The 22,650-nt window shown below is 68.9% G+C and carries 15 protein-coding genes; 11 read left to right on the top strand and 4 right to left on the bottom strand.

Annotation, left to right across the window (positions count from 1 at the left end; translation table 11 throughout):
- Positions 1–321: 321 nt before the first annotated feature.
- Entirely contained in the window at positions 322–2,667 is a 2,346-nt protein-coding gene (locus tag BLT27_RS00335; RefSeq protein WP_089731039.1) for a DEAD/DEAH box helicase, read from the bottom strand.
- A gap of 583 nt (positions 2,668–3,250) precedes the next feature.
- Positions 3,251–4,678, bottom strand: coding sequence for an MATE family efflux transporter (locus BLT27_RS00330; protein WP_089731038.1), 1,428 nt, complete (start codon positions 4,676–4,678; stop codon positions 3,251–3,253).
- Positions 4,679–4,832: 154 nt separating this feature from the next.
- Between BLT27_RS00330 and lipA the strand changes: the two genes are divergently transcribed.
- Complete coding sequence (gene lipA, locus BLT27_RS00325; RefSeq protein ID WP_089731037.1) at positions 4,833–5,777, top strand: lipoyl synthase; 945 nt, start codon at positions 4,833–4,835, stop codon at positions 5,775–5,777.
- A gap of 216 nt (positions 5,778–5,993) precedes the next feature.
- Here lipA and BLT27_RS18970 read toward each other — a convergent pair whose 3' ends face one another.
- On the bottom strand, positions 5,994–7,859 hold the full coding sequence (locus BLT27_RS18970) for a sensor histidine kinase (protein WP_139172221.1): 1,866 nt from the start codon (positions 7,857–7,859) through the stop codon (positions 5,994–5,996).
- A 391-nt stretch (positions 7,860–8,250) separates the two neighbouring features.
- Between BLT27_RS18970 and pdhA the strand changes: the two genes are divergently transcribed.
- The 8 genes from pdhA (at position 8,251) to BLT27_RS00275 (ending at position 18,496) form a co-directional block, all read left to right on the top strand.
- Positions 8,251–9,357 (top strand): pyruvate dehydrogenase (acetyl-transferring) E1 component subunit alpha, encoded by a 1,107-nt coding sequence (pdhA, locus tag BLT27_RS00310; protein WP_089731036.1) that lies wholly within the window; start codon positions 8,251–8,253, stop codon positions 9,355–9,357.
- A 3-nt stretch (positions 9,358–9,360) separates the two neighbouring features.
- A complete protein-coding gene (locus BLT27_RS00305) occupies positions 9,361–10,368 on the top strand; it encodes an alpha-ketoacid dehydrogenase subunit beta (RefSeq protein ID WP_089731035.1) in 1,008 nt (335 codons plus the stop codon).
- A 1-nt stretch (position 10,369) separates the two neighbouring features.
- A complete protein-coding gene (locus tag BLT27_RS00300; protein ID WP_089731034.1) occupies positions 10,370–11,935 on the top strand; it encodes a 2-oxo acid dehydrogenase subunit E2 in 1,566 nt (521 codons plus the stop codon).
- Positions 11,936–12,510: 575 nt separating this feature from the next.
- Positions 12,511–13,278, top strand: a complete 768-nt coding sequence (locus BLT27_RS00295; RefSeq protein WP_089731033.1) for a helix-turn-helix transcriptional regulator — start codon at positions 12,511–12,513, stop codon at positions 13,276–13,278.
- Between the two features lie 117 nt (positions 13,279–13,395).
- Positions 13,396–14,853 carry a dihydrolipoyl dehydrogenase gene (gene lpdA, locus BLT27_RS00290; protein ID WP_089731032.1) on the top strand — a complete coding sequence of 486 codons (1,458 nt, stop codon included), beginning with the start codon at positions 13,396–13,398 and terminating at the stop codon, positions 14,851–14,853.
- Between the two features lie 402 nt (positions 14,854–15,255).
- The gene (gene pheA / locus BLT27_RS00285) at positions 15,256–16,062 is read left to right on the top strand and encodes a prephenate dehydratase (RefSeq protein WP_089731031.1); all 807 of its coding nucleotides are present in this window, start codon (positions 15,256–15,258) and stop codon (positions 16,060–16,062) included.
- A gap of 133 nt (positions 16,063–16,195) precedes the next feature.
- A complete protein-coding gene (locus BLT27_RS00280) occupies positions 16,196–17,902 on the top strand; it encodes a Na+/H+ antiporter (protein ID WP_089731030.1) in 1,707 nt (568 codons plus the stop codon).
- A gap of 189 nt (positions 17,903–18,091) precedes the next feature.
- Positions 18,092–18,496 (top strand): Hsp20/alpha crystallin family protein, encoded by a 405-nt coding sequence (locus tag BLT27_RS00275; protein ID WP_089731029.1) that lies wholly within the window; start codon positions 18,092–18,094, stop codon positions 18,494–18,496.
- Between the two features lie 25 nt (positions 18,497–18,521).
- Here the strand turns inward: BLT27_RS00275 and BLT27_RS00270 are convergent, their stop codons facing one another.
- On the bottom strand, positions 18,522–18,902 hold the full coding sequence (locus BLT27_RS00270; RefSeq protein WP_139172220.1) for a hypothetical protein: 381 nt from the start codon (positions 18,900–18,902) through the stop codon (positions 18,522–18,524).
- Between the two features lie 243 nt (positions 18,903–19,145).
- Here BLT27_RS00270 and BLT27_RS00265 point away from each other — a divergent pair, with 243 nt between their 5' ends.
- Positions 19,146–19,670, top strand: a complete 525-nt coding sequence (locus BLT27_RS00265) for a DUF8108 domain-containing protein (RefSeq protein WP_089731027.1) — start codon at positions 19,146–19,148, stop codon at positions 19,668–19,670.
- A gap of 83 nt (positions 19,671–19,753) precedes the next feature.
- A complete protein-coding gene (gene leuS, locus BLT27_RS00260; RefSeq protein WP_089731026.1) occupies positions 19,754–22,636 on the top strand; it encodes a leucine--tRNA ligase in 2,883 nt (960 codons plus the stop codon).
- Positions 22,637–22,650: the final 14 nt, after the last annotated feature.

Below are 22,650 nucleotides of genomic sequence, written 5' to 3'. Positions count from 1 at the left end.
GCCCCGCCCGGCCTCACCCCTGTTCGGGGTCTCGGTGGCACGTTCCGCCTCGCGATCGAGCACCCGCGCTGTCCACGTTGGAGACGAACGGTCCTCGCTCGACCCTGCCGCAGCCGCCGACTCGTCGGCCTCACATTGGTCGAGCACCGACGACCGTCGGCCCCTCGCGGGCCGGAACCGGCTGTACGGGGTCGCAGTCGCTCTCCGGCGGGTACCGCAGCACGTCGACGGGCTCGTCCGGGTCCACACCCGGCTGTCACCGAGAGAGCATACTAACGGTTGCTCGGATGGCGCCCGACGAGCCGGGCCCGCGGTCGTCGGTCAGTCCTCGACCTGGACCGTCCGCGTCGCCGTCACCGGTACCAGCGGATGGTCGGGGAAGGCGACGGACACCTCGTAGGAGAGCAGGTCGTCGGTCGCGCCGAAGACGCCCACCGGCACCGTCGCCTCGCCGTCGAGGTACGTCTCCGTCGCGGTCATCTCGACGCCGTTGACGGTCACGCGCAGTCCGGCGTTCGCGCCGCGCCCGCTGTTGCGCACGGTCACCTCGCACATCTCGTTCTCGCCGCGGGCGACGGTGTCCGGGAAGTCGCCCCACGCGACGACGACGTTCGGCAGCCCCGTCGCGCCCTCGTGGACCTGCTCGGCGACGCCGGCCGAGAGCCCGGCAGCCTCGAGCGCCTCGGGGCCGGCGTCGGCGACGTCGCCGGGCGTCTTGAACCCCTCCTTGGCCAGCTTCGAGGCGCGCCCGGAGCCGACGCCATCGATGGCCGTCAGGCCGACCGCGTCGGGGGCGACGCCGTTCTCGACGCGGGCCTCGGCGCGACGCGCGCAGTTCGCTGCGTGCGGGGCCGCGAAGCGGTCGAGGAACGCCTGCAACGCCGCGAGCAGCCGCAGCGCGTTCTGCTTGATGACCCAGGCGTCGCTGCGGAGGTCGCTCGGCGTCGTCCCGTTCATCGAGCCGACGAGGATTGCGAGCACCTTCCGCGCGCCGGCGTCCATGTCGCCGGTGTCGTTACCGGCGAGCACGTCGTCGACGGCGTCCTTCTCGGACTGGCGCGCGCTCACGCTGTCGAACTCGGCCGCCGTCGCGACCGCGCCGAGCACCGCCTTCTCGTCGATGCCCTCGCTCGTCGCGAGGCCGTGGAACCGCTCCGCGGTGTCGAGTCTGAGGTAGAACTTCGAGGCGAGCACGCCCAGTCCCGTCGCCTCGATACCGAGGTCGTCGCCCGTCTCGACGAAGCCGCGCTCCACGAGGGATTCGAGCACCGTCCGGACGCGCTCCCGGCGGTCCTCGAAGCCGTACGCCTCCGGGTTCGACCGGGCACGCTGGAAGTAGAACGTCGTCTCCAGCCAGCTCATCACGTCGTCCAGGTCCTGCACCGTCCCCATCGCGATCTCGGCGTTGAGATGCGCGTCGAGGTTCTCGGCCAGTCTGCTCTCGATCTCCTTGCCCTCCCGCAGCAGTCGACGGTACTTCCCGGCGTCCGAACCGTCACAGACCACCCAGCCGTAGCCCACGTCGTCGTATCCCGGCCGCCCCGCGCGCCCGAGCATCTGGAGCACGTCGAGCGGGCTCATATCCACCTCGCCCTCGAGTGGGTCGTGTATCTTGGTGTCGCGGATGACGACACAGCGTGCGGGCATGTTCACGCCCCAGGCGAGCGTCGACGTCGAGAAGAGCAACTGGAGCTTGCCCTGCTTGAACCACTCCTCGACGAGGTCCTTGTCGTTCTTCGAGAGGCCGGCGTGGTGGAACGCCACGCCGTCGATGCAGGAGTTCCGCAGCGTGTCGTTGTCGAGCTGCTGGGTCTCCGTGTGGAAGTCGTAGTCGCCGCGTGCGCCCATGTCGACGTCGCGTTCCGCGACCTCGTCGCGGGCCTTCTTCGCCGCCTGCACCGTGTCCTGGCGGGACGAGACGAACACGAGCGCCTGCCCGTCCTCGTTCAGGTGGGGCTCCGCGAGGTCCAGCGCCCGGTACAGCCGGCGGTACTTGTCCGCGAAGGAGTTCTCGCCGTGGGTGTACGTCTTCACGCCCGCGTTCAGGTCGACCGGCCGGTACTCGTCGCCGAACTCGAACGTCGCCTCCGGCGGGGCGTCCAGCCACGCCGCCACGTCGTCGACGTTGGGCATCGTCGCCGACAGCGCGACGACACGGGGGTCACAGAGCCGGCGGAGCCGCGACACCGTCACCTCCAGCGTCGCCCCCCGTCGGTCCGAATCCAGCAGGTGCACCTCGTCGATGATGCAGACGTCGACGTCCGTGATGAAGTCGTACCGGGCCGTGTCGTGCTTGCGCGTCGCCGAGTCCAGCTTTTCGGGCGTCATCACGAGGATGTCCGCGTGGCGGGCGCGCCGGGGGTTCAGGTCCCGCTCGCCCGTGACGACGTACACCGAGTAGCCCAGCTCCTCGAAGCGGTCCCAGTCTGCCTCCTTCTCGTTGGTCAGCGCCCGTAGCGGCGCGATGAACAGCGCGGTGCCGCCGGCGTCCAGCGTCTTGCAGATGGCGAGTTCGGCGAGCGCCGTCTTCCCGCTCGCGGTCGGCGCGCTGGCGACGACGTTCGCCTCCGAGTCCAGCAGCGCGGGCAGGGCCTCCCGCTGCATGCGGTTGAACTCGTCGAAGGCGAAGGCGTCTGCGAAATCGGGGACGACCTCGGCGACCTCCATTCTGTGTGTGTCCGGGGGCCGGGTGGTCAAAGGCGTTTCCGTAGCGGACCGGAAGTGGTACTGGTGTGTGTTATCTCGTGTCGTGGACGGCTCGATTCCTGTTTCTCTGGTCCGGTGACGAACGGCCAGAAAGCCCCTTCATCGACGAGAATAGCTGGTATCACGAACAGCCAGAAAGCCCCGAGCTTCTCGGCTCCCGCGACTCGCTGCGGTCCTCACTCCGTTCCGGTCCTTGCTTCGCCGGGGTTCGCCGAGAAGCTCGCCCCTTTCAGCCCCACCGTCGGACCGGCGGTCCGACGAGCCCCCGTTCGCTCGCAGGCTCGCTCACGGGGACACCCGACCGCAATCGCACCGCACCTCAGACGTCCCCAGTCCTGCGGTGCTCGCTGCGCTGTCGTTCGAAAATCGGAGATTTTCGTGATGTAGCCAGAAATCCATGATTTCTGGCTGCCTGCCGGACGTAGTCCGGCAATGACGAGAGAGCTCCGCTCTCTCGAACCACGCTCCTCGTCCCTCGTGCGGATTGGCTCGCGCCGGCCGGCTGATTGGTCGGATGGTGCGAACTGACACGAACCGACGGCCTTCACCCGGCCGATTCGGCAGCAGCGTCGGAGGCCTTCGCGGCGGCGCGCTCCAGCATCCCGTCGCTGGTCTCGTACCAGTAGTACGCCGCCAGTCCGAGCGCGACGGCGACGTTCGACAGCGTGACCGCCCAGAAGACGGACTGGACGCCGCCGTCGAGCACGTAGACACTGGCGGCGGCGATGGGGAGGCGGACGCCCCAGTACTGCAGGAGAGAGGCGACCATGCTGGTCTTGGTCCGCCGGGCGGCGTTGAAGCCGCCCCGGAGGAGGTAGCCCGCGCCGATGGCCCAGTAGCCGAGCGCGAGGATCTGGAGGTAGTCGACGGTGTACGCGAGCGCCTGCGGCGCGATGTCGGGGACGAAGACGGTCGCGAGGGCCTCGGGCACGACCCACTGGACGGCACCGGCGAGGGTGAGTGCGACGACGGCGATACCGACGCCGGTCCAGGTGGTCGAGCGGGCGCGCTCGGTGTGGCCCGCGCCGAGGTTCTGGCCGATCATCGACTGGGCGGCCTGCTGGAGGCCGCTGGCGGGGATGAACGCGACGCTGGCGACCCGGGCACCGATGACGTAGGCGGCGAGGCCGGCGGTGCCGCCGGCGACGAACACGAGGACGACGACGACGATGCGGACGGCGTCCTGGGCGACGCGCTGGCCGGCGTTGGGCCAGCCGACCGCGAGGAGCTCCCGGCAGTCGGACAGCGAGAGCCGGGCGTCGGCCCGGGTGAGCCTGAAGCTGTCCCGGAGTCCGAGCGCGAGCGCGAGCACCAGCAGGAAGCTGGCGGCGTAGCCGGCGGCGGTCGCGAGTGCAGCGCCCGTGACCGCCAGCCCGTCGAAGCCGGGGACGCCGTAGCCGAAGATGAGCACGGGGTCGAGGAGGACGTTGACGGCGACGGCGGTGACGTTGACGTACAGCGTCGCCCGGGTGTCGCCCCAGCCGAGGAAGCCGGCCTCCAGCGAGTCCGAGAGGCCCATGAACAGGAAGACGGGCGCGTAGGCCGAGAAGTACGTGATGGCGGGTTCGACCGCGCGTGCGTCGGGGTCGACCGTCGCGATGGCGCGGACGAGCGGGTCGGCGAAGAAGAACGCGAGGAGGGCGGCCGCGGTGCCGAACAGGAACGTGAGGACGACGCCGTTGAACGCGGCGCGTCGAGCGGGTCGCTCCTCGTCCGCGCCGACGCGCTGGGAGACGACGACGTGCGCGCCGACCATCGGGCCGACGATGGCGAGCGCGACGAGGACGGAGGTCAGCGGCGTCACGAGACCGACGGCTCCGAGCTCGGCCTCGCCGATGCGACCGAGCCAGAAGGCATCGACCACCTGCTGGACGACCTGCACGAGGTTCTGGACCACGAGCGGTGCCGCGAGCGCGACGAGCACCTTCGGTATGGACCCCGTTCGTATGTCGTCCGGTGACACATCGAACATCTGCTCGTTAGTGCACTGGAACGCGACGGGCACAAAACTCTGTCGACTATTACCGATAGACAAGTGTTGGCGTATAATGTGGTCGAGCTGTCAGACGTGTCGGCCGTCACCGGAACCCCGACGCTTTTTCTGCCCCGGGACCGGAGTTCCCGGTATGAGCCGTTCGCGGAAGCCCGACTGGCTGAAGATGCGACCGCCGGCGGGCCGGGAGTTCACCGACATCAAGCAGACGCTGCGGGACCACGACCTGAACACGGTCTGCGAGGAGGCGAACTGCCCGAACCTCGGGGAGTGCTGGAGCGGCCGCAACGGGAGCACAGACGGCGGCACGGCGACGTTCATGCTGATGGGCCACCGCTGCTCGCGCGGCTGTAACTTCTGTGACGTCGAGACCGGCGGGATGGAGCCGCTGGACCCCGACGAGCCCGCGAACGTCGCCGAGGCCATCGCCGAGATCGGCCTCGACTACGTCGTCCTCACGTCGGTCGACCGCGACGACCTCCCCGACCAGGGCGCGGGACACTTCGCCGAGACCATCCGCGAGATCAAGCAGCGTCACCCCGGCATCCTGGTGGAGGTGCTCATCCCCGACTTCCAGGGGGAGCCCGACCTCGTCCGGAAGATAATCGACGCCGAACCGGACGTCATCGCGCACAACGTCGAGACGGTCGAGCGCCTCCAGTGGCCGGTCCGGGACCGCCGCGCGGGCTACGAGCAGTCGCTCTCGGTGCTCGAACAGGTCGCTCGCGAGTCCGACATCTACACGAAGACCAGCCTGATGCTCGGCGTCGGCGAGTACCACCACGAGATCTGGCAGACGCTCTCGGACCTCGCGGAGATCGACCTCGACATCGTCACCCTCGGCCAGTACCTCCAGCCCTCGCGCACCCACCTCGACGTCGAACGGTACGTCCACCCCGACGAGTTCGACACCTGGCGCGACGTGGCCGAGGAGGAGTTCGAGTTCCTCTACTGCGCCTCCGGGCCGATGGTCCGCTCGTCGTACAAGGCCGGCGAGCTGTTCGTCGACGCCGTGCTGCGGGACGGCAAGAGCGTGGAGGAGGCACGCGAGGCCGCGCGAAGCGTGGCCTCGGATTAGCCGAACGGGGAACGCAGTGACCCGTGAGGCAAGGGAGGCGGCACGGAGTGTCGCCTCCGATTAGCGAGCGGGGAGCCTGCGACCCGCGAGCCGCGCGGGCCGCGCGAAGCGTGGCCTCGGATTAGCCGAACGGGGAACGCAGTGACCCGTGAGGCAAGGGAGGCGGCGCGGAGTGTCGCCTCTGACCAGCGAGCGGTGCGAGCCGTGGAGCGCGTCTCAGTCGTCGGCGAGCGGAAGTTCGACGACGAAGGCGGCACCACCGAGGGCGGCGTCCTCGACGCGGACGGTCCCCCCGAAGTCGTCGACGAGCTGGTCGACGAGGTAGAGCCCGACGCCCGTCCCGCTGCTCTCCGCACCCTTCTCGCCACGGCCGAAGATGGCCTCCCGCCGCGAATCGGGGATGCCTGGTCCGTCGTCGGCGACGACGACCGTGACGGTATCCTCGTCGACGCTGATGGTCACTGCGACGTGTGGCACGTCGCTGTCGTTGTGCTGGACGGCGTTGTTGAGGAGGTTCGTGAACACGGAGCCGAGCGTCTCGTTCGCCTCGACGTGGACGGTCGGATACGTCGCCGGCTCGTCGAACACGGCGTCCTCGTAGGAGGTGGTCGCGGTGGCTACCGCGTCGCGGAGGCGGGCGCCGACGTCGACCGGCTCCAGTTCGACGTCGTCGTCGCTCGCGACGCTCCGCGAGATGTCACGCGCGACCAGCGTGAGCTCCTCGATGTGGCGGTTCGCGGTCAGTACCGCGTCCACGTGGTCGAGGCGCTCCGCGGCGGTCAGGCCGTCCGCCTCGCCGTCGGCGGGGGCCGTTCCCCCGCTGTCGCCCGGAACGTCGCGGCCGAGGTCGGTCTGGAGCCGCTCGCCCCAGCCGATGGCCACGGAGACGTCGTTCCGGATGTCGTGGCGGAGCAGCCGGTTGAGGACGTCGAGCTGCTCGTACTGGGTCCGGATGCGGCGCTCGAGCGCGACCCGTTCGGTGACATCGTATAGGAGGAACAGCCGGCCGCGCTGGCGACCGCGTGCGTCCTCGACGGTGCGGATTCGGGTCTCGAACCGTCGGCTCACGGGGCCGTCGGACGTCCCGGTGTCGTCGGCGACGTGAGGGTCGTCGACGGCCAGGACGTCGCCATCGTCCACGGTGGCCAGGTCGACCTCGAACGTCTCCGACAGCGTGGTCGCCGCGGACGCGCCGACGAGTGCGCCGCCGCTCCTGGTCGCCACGCGCGTCCCGGCGGCGCTGGCGATTCCGGTGCCGGGACCGCTCCCGGCGAGGAGCGTGGCGGCGGCCGCGTTCGCCTGCACGATTCGACCCTGGGGGTCGACGACGAACACGGCCTCGGCGAGCTGGTCGATGAGCGAGTGCCAGTCGACCGGGACGACCGCGAGGAGCTCCGACCGGAACAGGGCGAACCCGATGGCGAGCCAGGTGACGGCGAACGTCGGCGGTGCGAGGTCCATGGGCGCGTCCGGGAACAGCACGATGTTCGCGAACCCGGCGACGAGAGGCACGAGCAGGCCGACGAAGAGGAGCCGGCCCTGGCGCCGGTACATCCCCGTCGACCGGATGGAGAGGAGCAGGAACTGGCCGGCCCCGAGCGTGGCGAGGAGGACCGTGTTGAATCCGTCCACGAAGAACCACAGTCCGGGGTCGTAGTCGAGCGTCTCCAGGCTGTAGGCGTACGGTTCGACGGTGAGGTTGCTGAAGTAGAGGTCGACGCCGGCGAGCGGGTGCCCGACGAGCGTCAGTATGGTGACCGTCGGGACCACCGCGAGTGCCGCGACGAGGTACCGGTTGACGTACCGGTTCACGCCGGTGTACTCGAGCGAGAACACCAGTATCGCCGGCCCGATTAGTTCGTACGGGACCGTCTGTGCGACGACGAAGACGTACTTCCACGTCGTCGTGGTCGCGAGGGCCTCGGCTGCGTCGATCGCCGCGTACCCGCCGCAGCCGACGAGTGCGACGGCGAGCGCTGTCGCACCAGGCTGGTCGGGGTAGTCGCGACGGAGTCGCACGGCGAGCCAACCCAGTCCCAGGACGACGGGCAGGAGCACGGCTCCGTACAGGAGTGCGAGCACTGTACTGCTTCGGAGGGCTCGGGGTGGATTAACCGTTCTGGCAGTCCTACCGAGCGACCCCGCCGACAGCACGGCTGCGGGAACGACGAGCCGGTGTCCGCGGTGCCGAGGCCAGGTTGTCTCACGGTACCAGGGAACACCATCGATACAGACTCGCACGCAACCTTCGAAATAAACTCCCGCCCATTCGTCCAGAATTGACGATAGAAGACCGTGAGGAACCCAGGTCCCCCGGCTATTGCAGGACGAAACTGGAAATGCGTGCAGCTTCGAGGCGAAAATCGCAAATCTGTGCGACTGTATGGCAAGAATAAGGTTGATAGTAACGTTTTTACGAAAACCATATAACGCGAGCGGGAGACATTCGATACATGTCAAGGTGGGTTCTACCGTGAGCACGATTCAGCACGACCCCCGCGAGCGCGTACAGGTGCTCGACGATGCGGGCCGGGTGCTCGACGACGCGGAGGTGCCGGATGTCGACGACGACGAACTCGTCGAAATGTACAAACAGATGCGGCTGGCCCGCCACTTCGACCAGCGGGCCGTCTCGCTCCAGCGCCAGGGGCGTATGGGGACCTACCCGCCGCTCTCCGGTCAGGAAGGCGCCCAGATCGGGAGCGCCCACGCGCTGGACGAGGAGGACTGGCTGTTCCCGTCCTACCGCGAGCACGGCGCGGCGCTCGTCCAAGGCGTCTCGCTGGAGAAGACGCTGCTGACCTGGATGGGCCACGAGTCCGGCAACGACATCCCGGACGACGTGAACATGTTCACCACAGCGGTGCCCATCGCGACCCAGATTCCCCACGCGACCGGCGCGGCCTGGGCGTCGAAGCTCAAGGGCGAGAACAGGGCGTTCCTCTGCTACTTCGGCGACGGCGCGACCTCGGAAGGTGACTTCCACGAGGGGCTGAACTTCGCCGGCGTCTTCGACACGCCGAACGTGTTCTTCTGCAACAACAACCAGTGGGCCATCTCGGTTCCGCGCGAGAAGCAGACCGCGAGCGAGACCATCGCCCAGAAGGCCACCGCCTACGGCTTCGAGGGCGTGCAGGTCGACGGGATGGACCCGCTGGCGGTGTACAAGGTCACGCGCGACGCCGTCGAGAAGGCGAAGGACCCCGACGACGACCTGCGACCGACGCTCATCGAGGCGGTCCAGTACCGCTTCGGCGCACACACCACCGCCGACGACCCCTCCGTCTACCGGGACGACGAGGAGGTCGAGCGCTGGAAGCAGAAGGACCCCATCCCGCGCATGGAGACGTTCCTGCGCCAGCACGGCCTGCTCGACGACGAGCGGGTCGACGCCATCGAGGCCGAGGTCGAGGACGAGGTCGCCGACGCCATCGCCGCCGCGGAGGCCGTCGAGCGCCCCGACCCCGAAGAGATATTCAAACACGTTTATGCGGGCATGCCGAAGAAGTTGGACGAACAGTTGGAGTGGTTCAACAGCGTCCGCGAAGAGTTCGGCGACGACGCACTCCTGGAGGACTAACACATGGCTACGCAAGACACTGCATCCGAGACGGAGAACCTGACGCTCGTGCAGTCCGTCCGCGACGGGCTGTACACCGAGATGAAGAACGACGAAGACGTGCTCGTCATGGGCGAGGACGTCGGGAAGAACGGCGGCGTGTTCCGTGCGACCGAGGGACTCTACGAGGAGTTCGGCGGGGACCGCGTCATCGACACGCCGCTGGCCGAGTCCGGCATCGTGGGCACGGCCATCGGGATGGCCGCCTACGGCCTGAAGCCCGTCCCCGAGATACAGTTCATGGGCTTCATCTACCCCGCGTTCGACCAGATCGTGAGCCACGCGGCGCGCATCCGCACCCGCTCCCGCGGCCGGTTCACGTGTCCGATGGTCATCCGCGCGCCGTACGGCGGTGGCATCCGCGCGCCCGAGCACCACTCCGAGTCGACGGAGGCGATGTTCGCCCACCAGCCCGGCCTCAAGGTACAGATCCCGAGCACCCCGTACGACGCGAAGGGGATGCTCATCTCGGCCATCCGCGACCCGGACCCGGTCGTGTTCCTCGAGCCGAAGCTCATCTACCGCGCGTTCCGCAACGAGGTCCCGACGGACGACTACGAGGTCCCGCTCGGTGAGGCCGCCGTGCGCCGCGAGGGCACCGACATCTCGGTGTACACGTGGGGTGCGATGTCCCGGCCGACCATCGAGGCCGCCGAGGAACTCGCGGAGGAGGACGGCATCGACGTCGAGGTCGTCGACATCCGCTCCATCTCGCCGCTCGACGAGGAGACCATCGTCGAGTCGTTCAAGAAGACCGGCCGCGCCGCGGTCGTCCACGAGGCCCCGAAGTCCGGCGGCCTCGGCGGCGAGATCGCCTCCATCATCCAGGAGGAGGCGCTGCTGTACCAGGAGGCACCGGTCGAGCGCATCACCGGCTTCGACACGCCGTTCCCGCTGTACGCGCTCGAGGACTACTACCTGCCGGAGCCCGCACGCATCAAGAAGGGTATCCGCGACGCGGTGAGCTTCTGATATGCCCCAGGAATTCAAGCTTCCAGACGTCGGCGAGGGCGTCGCCGAGGGCGAGCTGCTCGAGTGGCTCGTCGAGCCCGGCGACACCGTCACCGAGGACCAGCCGGTCGCGAAGGTCGAGACGGACAAAGCCGCCGTCGACGTGCCCTCGCCGTACAACGGCACGGTGAAGGAACTGCTCGCCGAGGAGGGCGAGATGGTGCCCGTCGGCGACGTCATCATGGTGTACAACGTCGAGGGCGAGGACGACCTCGAGGACACGACGCAGTCGGGCGCAGCCGAGAGCGAGGAGCCCGCGGCGGCCGACGCCGACGAGGCAGCGGCGGACACCGAACCCGCCGGCGACACCGAGGAGGTCGAGACACCCTCGGGTCGCGTGTTCGCCCCGCCGAGCGCCCGGAAGCTGGCCCGCGAGCTCGGCGTCGACATCGCCGAGGTCGAGGGCACCGGGCCCTCGGGTCGCGTCACCGACCAGGACGTGCGCGCCCACGCCGAGGGCGGCGACGAGGCCGAACCCGAGCCCGCGACCGCGGAAGGCGGCGACGACACCGCGGCCGCGACCGAGTCCGCCGACGCGGGCTCCGCTGGCGGCCAGGCGGCCGCGAGCACGACGACGACCGCACCCCAGCAGGTCGAGGCTGCGGACCGCGAGCAGACGCTGGCCGCGCCGGCGACGCGCAAGCTCGCCGAGGAGGAGGGCGTCGACCTGAACGCCGTCCCGACGGACGAGACGAAAGACGGCGAGCCGTTCGTCACGCCCGAGGCCGTCCACGAGTACGCGCAGGCCCAGCAGGAGGCTCAGGAGGCCGACGCGAAGGCGATGGCCGCCGGCGAGCCGATGGGTGAGCCGCAGCAGCGCGAGGAGCGGGAGCCGTTCAGCGGCGTCCGCCAGACCATCGCCGACGCGATGGCGGAGTCGAAGTACACCGCCCCGCACGTCACCCACCACGACGAGGTCGACGTGACCGCGCTCGTCGAGGCCCGGAAGGAGCTCAAGCCCCACGCCGCCGAGAAGGACATCAAGCTGACCTACATGCCGTTCGTGATGAAGGCGTGTGTGGCGGCGCTGAAGGAGTACCCCATCGTCAACTCCTCGCTCGACGAGGAGAACGAGGAGATCGTCAAGAAGCACTACTACAACATCGGCGTCGCGACCGCGACCGACGTGGGCCTGATGGTCCCCGTCGTCAAGCAGGCCGACCGGAAGGGCCTGCTCCAGCTCTCCTCCGAGATGAACGAGCTGGTCTCGAAGGCCCGGGAGCGCTCGATCGCGCTGGAGGAGATGCGCGGCGGCACGTTCACCATCACGAACATCGGCGGCATCGGCGGCGAGTACGCCACGCCGATCATCAACTACCCCGAGACCGCCATCCTGGCGCTCGGCGAAATCAAGAAGAAGCCACGCGTCGTCACCGACGAGAACGGCGAGGACAGCATCGAGATCCGCCACGTGCTGACGCTGTCGCTCTCGTTCGACCACCGCATCATCGACGGCGCGGAGGGCGCACAGTTCACCAACGAGGTCATGAAGTACCTCGAGAACCCGCAGCTGCTCCTGCTGGAGTAGGCAGGCCGCGCCTTTTTTGCTTTCGTGCGACGCCGGAGTCGTGCCTCGCTACGGACAGGGCACGCTGTCGGCGTGTATCGACGACCCGACAGCGTCCGGTCCGACGAAGCCCGTAACAGTCGATGTCGCCCCAGTCACCGACGAGCCTGTCGAGCCGGTCCCGGGTCGGTTCGTGACCCCGCAGGTCGTCGCGGACGGGGCGGCGCGGGCGTCCCCACTCTCCGTCCTCTCGGTGGTCGTCAACGACACGCTCTGTCGGAGTGCTGGTGACCTCCCGCTCGCTCTGTCGGCGTGCGGTGGTGGCCGCGGACACGGTAAGAAATGTCTCGTCGCTGTCGCAGTGGGGCGGCAGCCCCGACAGGGCGAGCCGCCCCGGTCCCCCGTGGCAACCGCCCCCCGACGGTCGCACACTCGGCAGCGCCGCGACGGTCCCCCCGGGCCGTCGACGTGATTCGGTCTGCCCGATTACCGGGACGCACGAACACAGCTTATAGGCACCGCTGAGACGCCGTCTCACCCGTGAGACACCGTCTCAGTTTGCCAACGGTTAACTCGCCTCCCCAGAATACGGCCACATGGACCGGGACGCTGTCGACGACGCCGTCGCCCTGTTGCAGCGTGCACCCGTCCTCGCGGCTTGTCGGGACGGCCCCACCGACCGGACCACCCTCGCGGAGCGTGCCGGCGTCTCCCGGGCGACGGCATACCGGGCGACGAACGCGCTGACGGAGCGTGGGCTCCTGGAACGCGAACCAGAGGGGTACCGGCTCACCGGCCTCGGGCGTGCCGTTCTCGCACACGTCGAGTCCTTGGACGAGGGGCTGACCGGCACACGCACGCTGGCCCCCGTGCTTGCACGCGTCGACGCCCCGGAACTCGTCGCGAACACCCACCTCTTCACCGACGCGACGGTCCTCACCGCCGACCCGTCGACACCGTACCGCATCGACCAGGCGCTCGCGACCATCGTCGGGGATACCAGCGAGGCGATGGTCGGCGTCACGGCCTCCTTCGGGTCGCCGACGGTGATGGAGCGGACCTACGAGGTCCTCCAGCGCGGGGTCCCCGTCGAGTGGGTGCTCACGCCGGCGGCGTTCGAGGGCGTCCGAACCCAGCATCCCGATGGACACGACGAGCTCATGGCGATGGAGACGACCGCGACCTACCTCGTCGAGGACCCGCCGCTCGACATCGCCATCTACGACGACACGCTCGTGATTCCCGGCTACGACGACGAGAGCGGCGCGGTCACGGCGGTGGCGACGACCGAGGACCCGGACGCGCTCGCGTGGGCCCGGGGTGTGTTCGATGCCTGCCGGGAGCGGGCCGAGCCGCTCGACTGACGGATTTTTCCTGTCACGTGCCCACACGCGACGGGCCCCATCGGCGCTGCGTCCCCGGGTTCTGCTCGCACTGGCAATTCCTGCGGCTTTTTATGGCTGCTGGTCGGGATGTGTAGTATGGTCGTCGGAGACGTCACTACTGGCACGGACGTACTGGTCATCGGCGCGGGTCCGGGGGGCTACGTGGCCGCCATCCGCGCCGGACAGCTCGACCTCGACGTGACGCTCGTCGAGCGCGACGCCTACGGCGGGGCCTGCCTCAACCGGGGCTGCATCCCGTCGAAGGCGCTCATCACGGGCTCGAAGCTCGCCCACGACGCGGGCAACGCGGAGGACCTCGGCATCCACGCGAACCCCGCCGTGGACCTCTCGCAGATGATGAACTGGAAGGACGACGTGGTCGACGGGCTGACCGGCGGCGTCGAGAAGCTCTGCAAGGCCAACGGCGTCAACCTCGTCGAGGGGACCGCGGAGTTCGCCGGCGAGAACTCGGTCCGCGTCGTCCACGGTGGCGAGGGGCAGGGCAGCGAGTCAATCGACTTCGAGCACGCGATCATCGCCACCGGCTCGCGGCCCATCCAGGTGCCGGGCTTCGAGTTCGACGGCGAGCACGTCATCTCCGCCGAGGGGGCGCTGGACCTCCAGACCGTCCCGGACGAGCTCGTGGTCGTCGGTGCGGGCTACATCGGCATGGAGCTCGCGGGCGTCTACGCCCGTCTCGGCACCGACGTGACCGTCATCGAGATGCTCGACGACGTGCTGCCGCCGTACGAGGACGACGTGAGTCGGGTCGTCCGCAAACACGTCGAGGAGCTCGGCGTCGAGTTCCACTTCGGCTACACCGCCGAGGGCTGGGAGCAGTCGGGCGACGGCGTCGTCGTCACCGCCACGCCCGCCGCCGCCGACGGTGGCGAGGCCGCCGAGGCCGAGGAGCAGGAGGTCCTCGAGCTCCCGGCCGACAAGGTGCTCGTCGCGGTCGGCCGCCAGCCCGTCACCGACACGATGAGCCTCGAAGCGGCCGGCATCGAGACCGACGAGAACGGCTTCATCCAGACGGACGACCGCGCCCGCACCGAGAAGGACCACATCTTCGCGGTCGGCGACGTTGCCGGCGAGCCGATGCTCGCGCACAAGGCCAGCACGGAGGGACAGGTCGCCGCCGAGGTCATCGCCGGCGAGCCGTCGGCCGTCGACTACCAGGCGATGCCCGCCGCCGTCTTCACCTCGCCCGAGATCGGCACCGTCGGCCTGACCGAGGACGAGGCCGCAGAACAGGGCTTCGAGCCGGTCACCGGCAAGTTCCCGTTCAACGCCAGCGGTCGCGCGATGACCGCCAACGAGACCGACGGCTTCGTCCGCATCGTCGCCGACGAACCCAGCGGCTTCGTGCTGGGCGCACAGATCGTCGGGCCGGAGGCCAGCGAACTCGTCGCCGAGCTCGGGCTGGCAATCGAGATGGGTGCGACCCTGGAGGACATCGCCTCGACGGTCCACACGCACCCGACGCTCGCCGAGTCGACGATGGAGGCCGCCGAGAACGCGCTCGGCCACGCCATCCACACGCTGAACCGGTAGGACCGACAGACGGCTCCGACGGACACTTCCCGTGGCCGGGTGTCCGGTCGGTCCGGTAGGCGGCTTCTAACAATGTACCAGCGGCGTGTCGGGTGTAGCCGGGGGAGAGCGACAGCAGGATGCTGTAGCGGTCGCCCGGCGGCTGTCCGGGCCGCGGCGGCTCGGAGCCGACGGGTCGACTGCTCGCGATGGGGGACCGACCCGGCGGCCGGCCACCGCTCCACGCGGCGGGTCCCGGGCGCTGGGTCGTCGTCCATCCTGTGCAGTGTCTCCCTGGTCCACGACACTCCAGTGCCAGCCGAGCCACCGGCACGTCTCACGGCAGCGTCGACGCGGAGGCGGACCAGCGACGCCGACTGTCGCCCCGACGCCCTTTTGCCCGCCACCGATGTACGGGGAGCCATGACAGTCGTCACGCTCGGGCCCGCCGGGACGTACTCGCACCGCGCCGCCAGCGCCGTCGCCGACGGGGTCGAGTTCCGCGAGTCCGTGACGAGCATCGTCGAGGCCGTCGCCGACGGTGACGCAGCGCGCGGCGTCGTCCCCATCGAGAACAGCATCGAGGGCAGCGTCACCGAGACGCTTGACGCCCTCGCCGAGTTCGACGTGGCCGTCACGGGTGAGGTCGTCACGCCGATCCGGCACGCGCTGCTCGCCCAGGGTGACGCGTTCGACACCGTCGCGAGCCACCCGCAGGCGCTCGCGCAGTGCCGGGGATTCCTCGACGACCACTACCCCGCGGTCGACCGCGAAGCCGTCGCGAGTACGGCCCGAGGCGTCGAGCAGGCCCGCGAAGACGAGGCCGTCGCGGCCATCGCCCACCCCGGAACCGCCGACGACACCGTCTCGCTGCTCGCGGAGGACATCCAGGACCGCACGTCGAACGCGACCCGGTTCTTCGTCGTCGCGCCGCCCGCCGACCGGTCCGACGCCGGCGGCAAGACGACGCTCGTCGTCTACCCCGGCGCGAACTACCCCGGGCTCCTGCTCGAACTGCTCGAACCGTTCGCCGACCGCGACATCAACCTCAGCCGGCTCGAATCCCGGCCCTCGGGGGAGCGTCTCGGGGACTACGCCTTCCACGTCGACGTGGACGCCGGGCTGTTCGAGGAGCGCACGCAGGCCGCCGTCGAAGATGTGAAGGAACTGGCGAGTGCGGGCTGGGTGCGCGTGCTCGGGTCGTACGACGTAGAGCACGTGCTGGACTAATACAGAGGGATTCGGAGATCGGTCGGGAAGGCGCTATCCAGTTGAGCCAGTCTGCGAAGTGAGCAAAACCTGATCGACCACCGACCACACCCGACACACCACACTTAATTGCCACCCCCTCGGTACCGCAACCATGGCTACCGGTATCGAGACGGAACTGCTGAACCTCCTCAGCGTCTTCATCCTCGCTGCCGGCGTCGGCATCGTCGTCGCCAAGGTCGGGAACTTCCCCTACACCATCGCGCTGCTGCTCGCCGGGCTGGCGGCGTCCGTCCTCGGGGTGCAGTTCGGCATCGAGCTCTCGCACGACATCATCCTGCTCGTCCTGCTCCCGCCGCTGCTGTTCGAGGGTGCCGCGACGACGGACCTCGAACAGTTCCGGCGGAACCTTCCCTCGATCCTCGCGCTGGCGGTCCCCGGACTGGTCATCTCGGTGCTGATTCTGGGCGTCGTCGGACAGGCAGCCTTCGGCTTCCCCCTGCTCATCGCGCTGCTCTTTGCGTCGATGATACTGCCGACCGACCCGGTCTCGGTGCTCGCGCTGTTCGAGGAGCTCGGTGCGCCGGAGCGCCTCGCGACCCTCGTCGAGGGCGAGAGCCTGCTGAACGACGGGGTCGGCGTCGTCGTCTTCTCCGCGCTGCTCGCGCTGGTGAACGAGGCGGGACAGAGCGGGGACATCGCCTTCACGACCGACCTCGTCGTCGACGTGGGCCTCGGCATCGTCGTCTCCAGCGTCGGCGGCACCGTCGTCGGGCTGGTGGCGGGTTACCTCGTCTACCGCGTGATGGTCAACCTCGACGAGCACATGACCGAGATCGTGCTCACGGCCATCCTCGCGTACGGGAGCTTCCTGCTGGCCGAGCACTACGTCGGCGTCTCCGGTGTCATCGCGACCGTCGTGGCCGGGCTGTTCATCGGCAACAAGGGCGCGGAGTACGCGATGAGCCCGCAGACGAAGATCTCCATCTTCAATACGTGGGAGACAGCGGCGTTCATCGTCAACACGTTCATCTTCGTCGCCATCGGCACGGCGACGCCGGTGCACCAGCTGCTCGAACACGGTCGGCTCATCCTCGTCGCCATCGTGCTCGTGGTGGTCGTCCGGGGCGTCGTCGTCTACCCCATCACGGCGCTCGTGAACCAGTTCCAGTCGAACCCGGTGAGTCTCGACTACCAGCACGTGATGGTCTGGGGCGGGCTGCACGGCTCAATCCCCATCGCGCTGGTGCTCGGGCTGCCGTCGACGCTGCCGTCAGGCGCGCCGTTTCCCTTCCGCGAGGAGCTCCGGGCGATGGTGTTCGGCGTCGCCGCGTTCAGCCTCATCGCGCAGGGGCTCTCGATGGGGCGGCTGCTGAACGGGCTCGGCATCGTCACGCGCTCCCCGGCCGCCGAACTGTACGAACTGCTGGTCGGCCGTGCACGGGCGGTCGACAGCGCGCTCGAGGCGGCCGAGGAGCTCGAAGCGGCCGGCGAGGTCTCGACCGCGACGTACGAGGGCTTCACCACGGAGTACGAGCGCGAGAAGGCGGACCTCAACAGCGCCATCCGAGAGCTGTTGGACGAACACCCCGAGATACGGCAGCAGGAGGTCCTCGCCGGCGAGCGGCAGGTGCTCCAGCGGGAGAAGAGCGCCATCATGGACGCCACGCGGTCGGGCGTCATCTCGGACGACGTCGGCAACCGGCTGATGGAGGAGGTCGACCTCAAGCTCGACCGCGTCCACTCCGGCGAGACCACCGTCAGCGAGCACGAGGAGGGGTACGAGGAGTTCTGGCGGACCCGTGCGGCGGCGTTCGGCATCGCCGCCGCCGCTCTCGACGAGGACGAGACCGACGAGTAGCCGCGACCCACCCGTCCTCTTTTACCCGAAGCCGGGGCCAGTCCCGCCGTGCGCTGAGTACCGACGGGCGGCGTCTCGCGGGTGTGCGGACACGCGCCGTCCGGCTGACCGTCCGCCTGTTCGCCCCCCACCGAGCGACCCGCTTACGCGAGGAGTTTAAGTGTCCACCCGCCGTATCTGTCGGATACAATGCGACGAAATCCGTTCGAAGAACTCGAGGAGATGTTCGACCGTATGGGCCGGCAGTTCGAGCACCGCGGCATGCCGACGGTCGAATCGGTGCCGGTCGACATGCAGGACCACGGCGACGAGTACGAGATCGTCGCGGACGTCCCGGGCTACGACACCGGGGACATCGAGCTCACCTTCGCAGATGGGACCATCACCATCGACGCGAGCCGCGAGGAGGAGACCGAGGAAGAGGGCGACGACCACTACGTCCACCGCGAGCGCCAGACGTCGGTCAGCCGCAGCATCCGTCTCCCCGAGGCCGTCGACGAGGACGCCATCAGCGCGAGCTACACGAACGGGACGCTCACCGTCACCGCGCCGAAGGCCGACGTCGAGGAGGGCCACCGGATCGACATCGACTGACCGGGACCCAAATCGGTACCCGTCGCTACGGCGTCGCCTCGATGACCGCGTCGACGGTCGTCGCGAGCGCGTCGGGCCAGGCGTCCGGCCACGACGCCCCGCGTTTCGGCGGTTCGACCGGGAACTCGACGGCGTGGAACGTCACGCGGTCGAACGCGTCGGCCGCGAGTCGCCCGACGAACGCCGCGTTCTCGCGTTTCGTGCTCACCCCGCCGGTGGCGAGGTCGTAGTACGCGCTGAACGCCTGGCAGACGACGACCGTGTCGTCCTCGTCGAGGCCGCCCGTCTCCAGCGAACGGAGCAGCTTCACGGTGTTGTTCGCCGGGTCGGCACGGCGCATCTCCAGTTCGACGAGCACGAGCAGGTCGCGTCGTCCGGGGCGCGGAAGACGTCGGCGCCGTCCCACCGGTCCTGCCATCGTGGTTCGATTCGTGTCTGCTCGAACGCTGGTTCCCGTGTCTGTCTCGACATCGTGGGGGCTCTTGGCTCACGGTAGACGGACCGTCCTCCAAGTCGTATCCATCTGACATTCCGGTGTGTCTGGTTGCGGCAACAATTGGCGCTGGCGTGTCGCGGTGACGTACAGCCATCGGGTCCGAGGCCGGAGTGGTCAACTTTGATACCTCGTGGAACACAACAGACCGAATAGATGTCGAACGACAGACCGAACTCCGCTGTCCTCGCGGACCTCATCGGCGACGTCATCTACGCCTTCCTCGGGACGGGGCTGATGGTGCTCGGACTGCTGTTCATCTGGGCCGCCTTCGACAACCTGCTCCGGTACCCGAGCGTCGGCGCGTCGCTGCTGACCCTGTTCGCCGCGGTCGTCTCGTTCGTCCTCGTCGGCACGGGCATCCTCGTCAACCCGTGGACGAAGCGCCGGCTGGACCGACTCCACGCCCCGTCGACCGTCGGCCGCGCCAGAACCGTCGACGAGCGTGTCGTCCGCCCCGAGGAGCGGTGCACCGAGCGCTGTACGGCCTGCGGGGACCGCGTCGAGGCGGGACTGGTCCGTCGCCGGCGCGAGGAGTACGTACTGTTCGGCGTGCCGCTGGTCACGCGCTCGGAGCGGTTCACCCACTACTGTCTGGACTGCGCGACGGCGGAGCTCTCGGGTGACGACGCGGTCGAGGCGGCTCGCGACGTGGACCCGTCCGAGTTCGTGCTGGAGTAGGTGGGACCCGTGCGGACGCCTCCGTCACGTCCCGCCAGACGGGATTGATAGTCCTTTTAACGACTCCGAGTGAACGGTTCCCCATGACCTACGACCCGCAGACACTCGAGTCGGAGTGGCGGGACCGCTGGCGGAGCGAGGGTCGCTACGAGGCGGACCCCGACGCCGGCGCGGACGAGGACCCCACGTTCGTCACGGTTCCCTACCCGTACCCCAGCGGCGGGATGCACATCGGCCACGCCCGGACGTACACCGTGCCGGACGTGTACGCCAGGTACCGACGCCAGCAGGGTGACAACGTCCTGTTCCCCATCGCGTGGCACGTCACCGGGACGCCCATCATCGGCGCGGTCGAGCGCCTGAAGAAGCGCGAACCCGAGCAGATGGACGTCCTGCAGAACACGTACAACGTCCCCGAGGAGACGCTCTCGGAGATGGAGACGCCGATGGGCTTCGCCCGGCACTTCATCGAGGAGCACTACAAGAAGGGGATGAAGCGGCTGGGCATCTCCGTCGACTGGCGTCGCGAGTTCACCACGAACGACGAGCGCTACTCGAAGTTCATCACCTGGCAGTACGAGACGCTGAAGGAGCGCGGCCTGCTGGAGAAGGGGCTGCACCCGGTGAAGTACTGCACGAACGAGGACCAGCCGGTGACGACCCACGACATCCTGGAGGGCGAGGAGGCGGAGTTCCAGGAGTACACGCTCGTCAAGTTCGAGACGGAGATCGACGGCGCGGACGTGACCGCGCCGATGGCGACCCTGCGCCCGGAGACGGTTCGCGGGGTGACGAACGCCTTCGTCGACCCCGCGGCGGACTACGTGGTCGCGGAGGTCGACGGCGAGTTCTGGTTCGTCTCCGCGAGCGCGGCCGAGAAGCTCCGACTCCAGGGTCACGAGGTCGACGTTCGCTACGAGTACGAGGGACGTGACCTCGTCGGCAAGCGGGTGACGAACCCCGTCACCGGCGACGACGTGCTCGTCCTCCCCGCCGGGTTCGTCGACGCGGACAACGCGACTGGCGTCGTCATGTCCGTCCCGGCGCACTCGCCCGACGACTACCTCGCGCTGCAGGAGGCGAAGGAAGCGGCCGACGAGATGGCCGAGTACGGCATCGACCCCGACGAGGTCCGTGGGCTCGAGCCGGTCCCCATCCTCACCATCGAGGGCTACGGCGACGTCCCCGCGAAGGACGCCGTCGAGTCGGCGGGCATCGACTCCTCGGAGGACCCCGAGCTGAAGCAGGTGACACAGGACCTCTACAACGCCGAGTTCCACTCCGGCGAGCTGCTCGAGGCGTACGGCGAGTTCGCCGGTGGCGTCGTCGAGGACGTGCGCGACGAGTTCAAGCAGTCGTACCTGGGCACTGCATTCGGCACGATGCAGGAGTTCTCCGAGGAGGTCGTCTGTCGCTGTGGCGGCGATGTCGAGGTCGCCAAGCAGGACACGTGGTTCCTCCGCTACAACGACCCCGACTGGAAGGAGACGACCCACGAGGCGGTCGCGAACCTCGACGCCATCCCCGAGAACACCAGCGAGCAGTACGACCACACCATCGACTGGCTCAACGAGTGGCCCTGCATCCGGAACTACGGGCTGGGAACGCGGCTGCCGTGGGACCAGGACTTCGTCATCGAGCCGCTGTCGGACTCGACGCTGTACATGTCGTACTACACCATCGCCCACCGCATCGACGAGGTCGACCCCGAGGCGATGGACCGGGAGTTCTTCGACACGCTGTTCTACGGCCCCGAGGCCGTCGACGACCCCGACGAGACCGCCCTCTCCCTGCGCGAGGAGTGGGACTACTGGTACCCCGTCGACTACCGCTGCTCGGCGAACGACCTGGTGAACAACCACCTGACGTTCTACCTGTTCCACCACGCGGAGCTGTTCGACCAGCCCAAGTGGCCCCAGGGAATCACCGTCATGGGGATGGGACTGCTGGAGGGCGAGAAGATGTCCTCCTCGAAGGGCCACGTCGTCCTCCCGGGCGAGGCCATCGACCGCTACGGTGCGGACACCGTCCGGTTCTTCCTGATGAACTCCGCGGAGCCGTGGCAGGACTTCGACTGGCGCGCCGACCAGGTGACGAGCACGCGCGACCAGCTCGACCGCTTCTGGCGACGCGCCGAGGAGCTCGTCGGCGACGGCGACGTGCCCGACCCCGTCGGCGCGGACGACGCCGACGACCTCCAGCGGGTCGACCGCTGGCTGCTCTCGAAGCTGCAGGACACCATCGGGACCGTCACCGAGGCGATGGAGAACTTCGAGACGCGGTCGGCGAGCCAGGCCGCGTTCTACGACTTCCAGGAGAATCTGCGCTGGTACCGCCGGCGCACCGACACCGGGCGCGAGGGCGCACGGCGCACCCTCCGGACGGTGCTCGAGGCCCGCCTGCGGATGCTCGCCCCGTTCGTCCCCTACATGGCGAACGACCTGCACGAGCAGCTGACCGGCGAGCCCGCCGAGGACGCGCCGTGGCCCGAAGTCGACGCGGCCCTGGTCGATCCGCAGGTCGAGGTCGAGGAGTCCCTGGTCGCTGACCTCACCGACGACGTGCGCGACATCGTCGACGTCACCGAGACGGACCCGGAGACCGTCCGCGTCTACGTCGCCGCCGACTGGAAGCACCGGGTGTTCGAGCAGGTCGTCGAGACCGGCCCGGACGTGGGCGCGGTGATGGGCCAGGTCATGTCCGACCCGGACCTCCGCGAGCGGGGCGACGCGGTCAACGACCTCGTACAGGACCTCGTCGGGGTCGTCCGCGAGCGCGACGACGAGACCCTCGAGACGCTCGTGACCCTGGACGAGGCGGCGGTGTACGCCGAGGCGCTCGACGCCCTCGAACGAGAGTACGACGCCACCGTCGAGCTCTACCGCGAGGACGACGAGGACGTGGTCGACCCCGGCGGGAAGGCGGGACAGGCGATCCCGTTCCGGCCGGCCGTCCACATCGAGTAGTCGCGGCCGCCGTC

Origin of the sequence: Haloarchaeobius iranensis, from assembly GCF_900103505.1 — an archaeon.
Taxonomy (GTDB): domain Archaea; phylum Halobacteriota; class Halobacteria; order Halobacteriales; family Natrialbaceae; genus Haloarchaeobius; species Haloarchaeobius iranensis.
The sequence above is the reverse complement of the archived record's forward strand: the minus strand, read 5'-3'. Positions and strand labels throughout refer to the sequence as shown.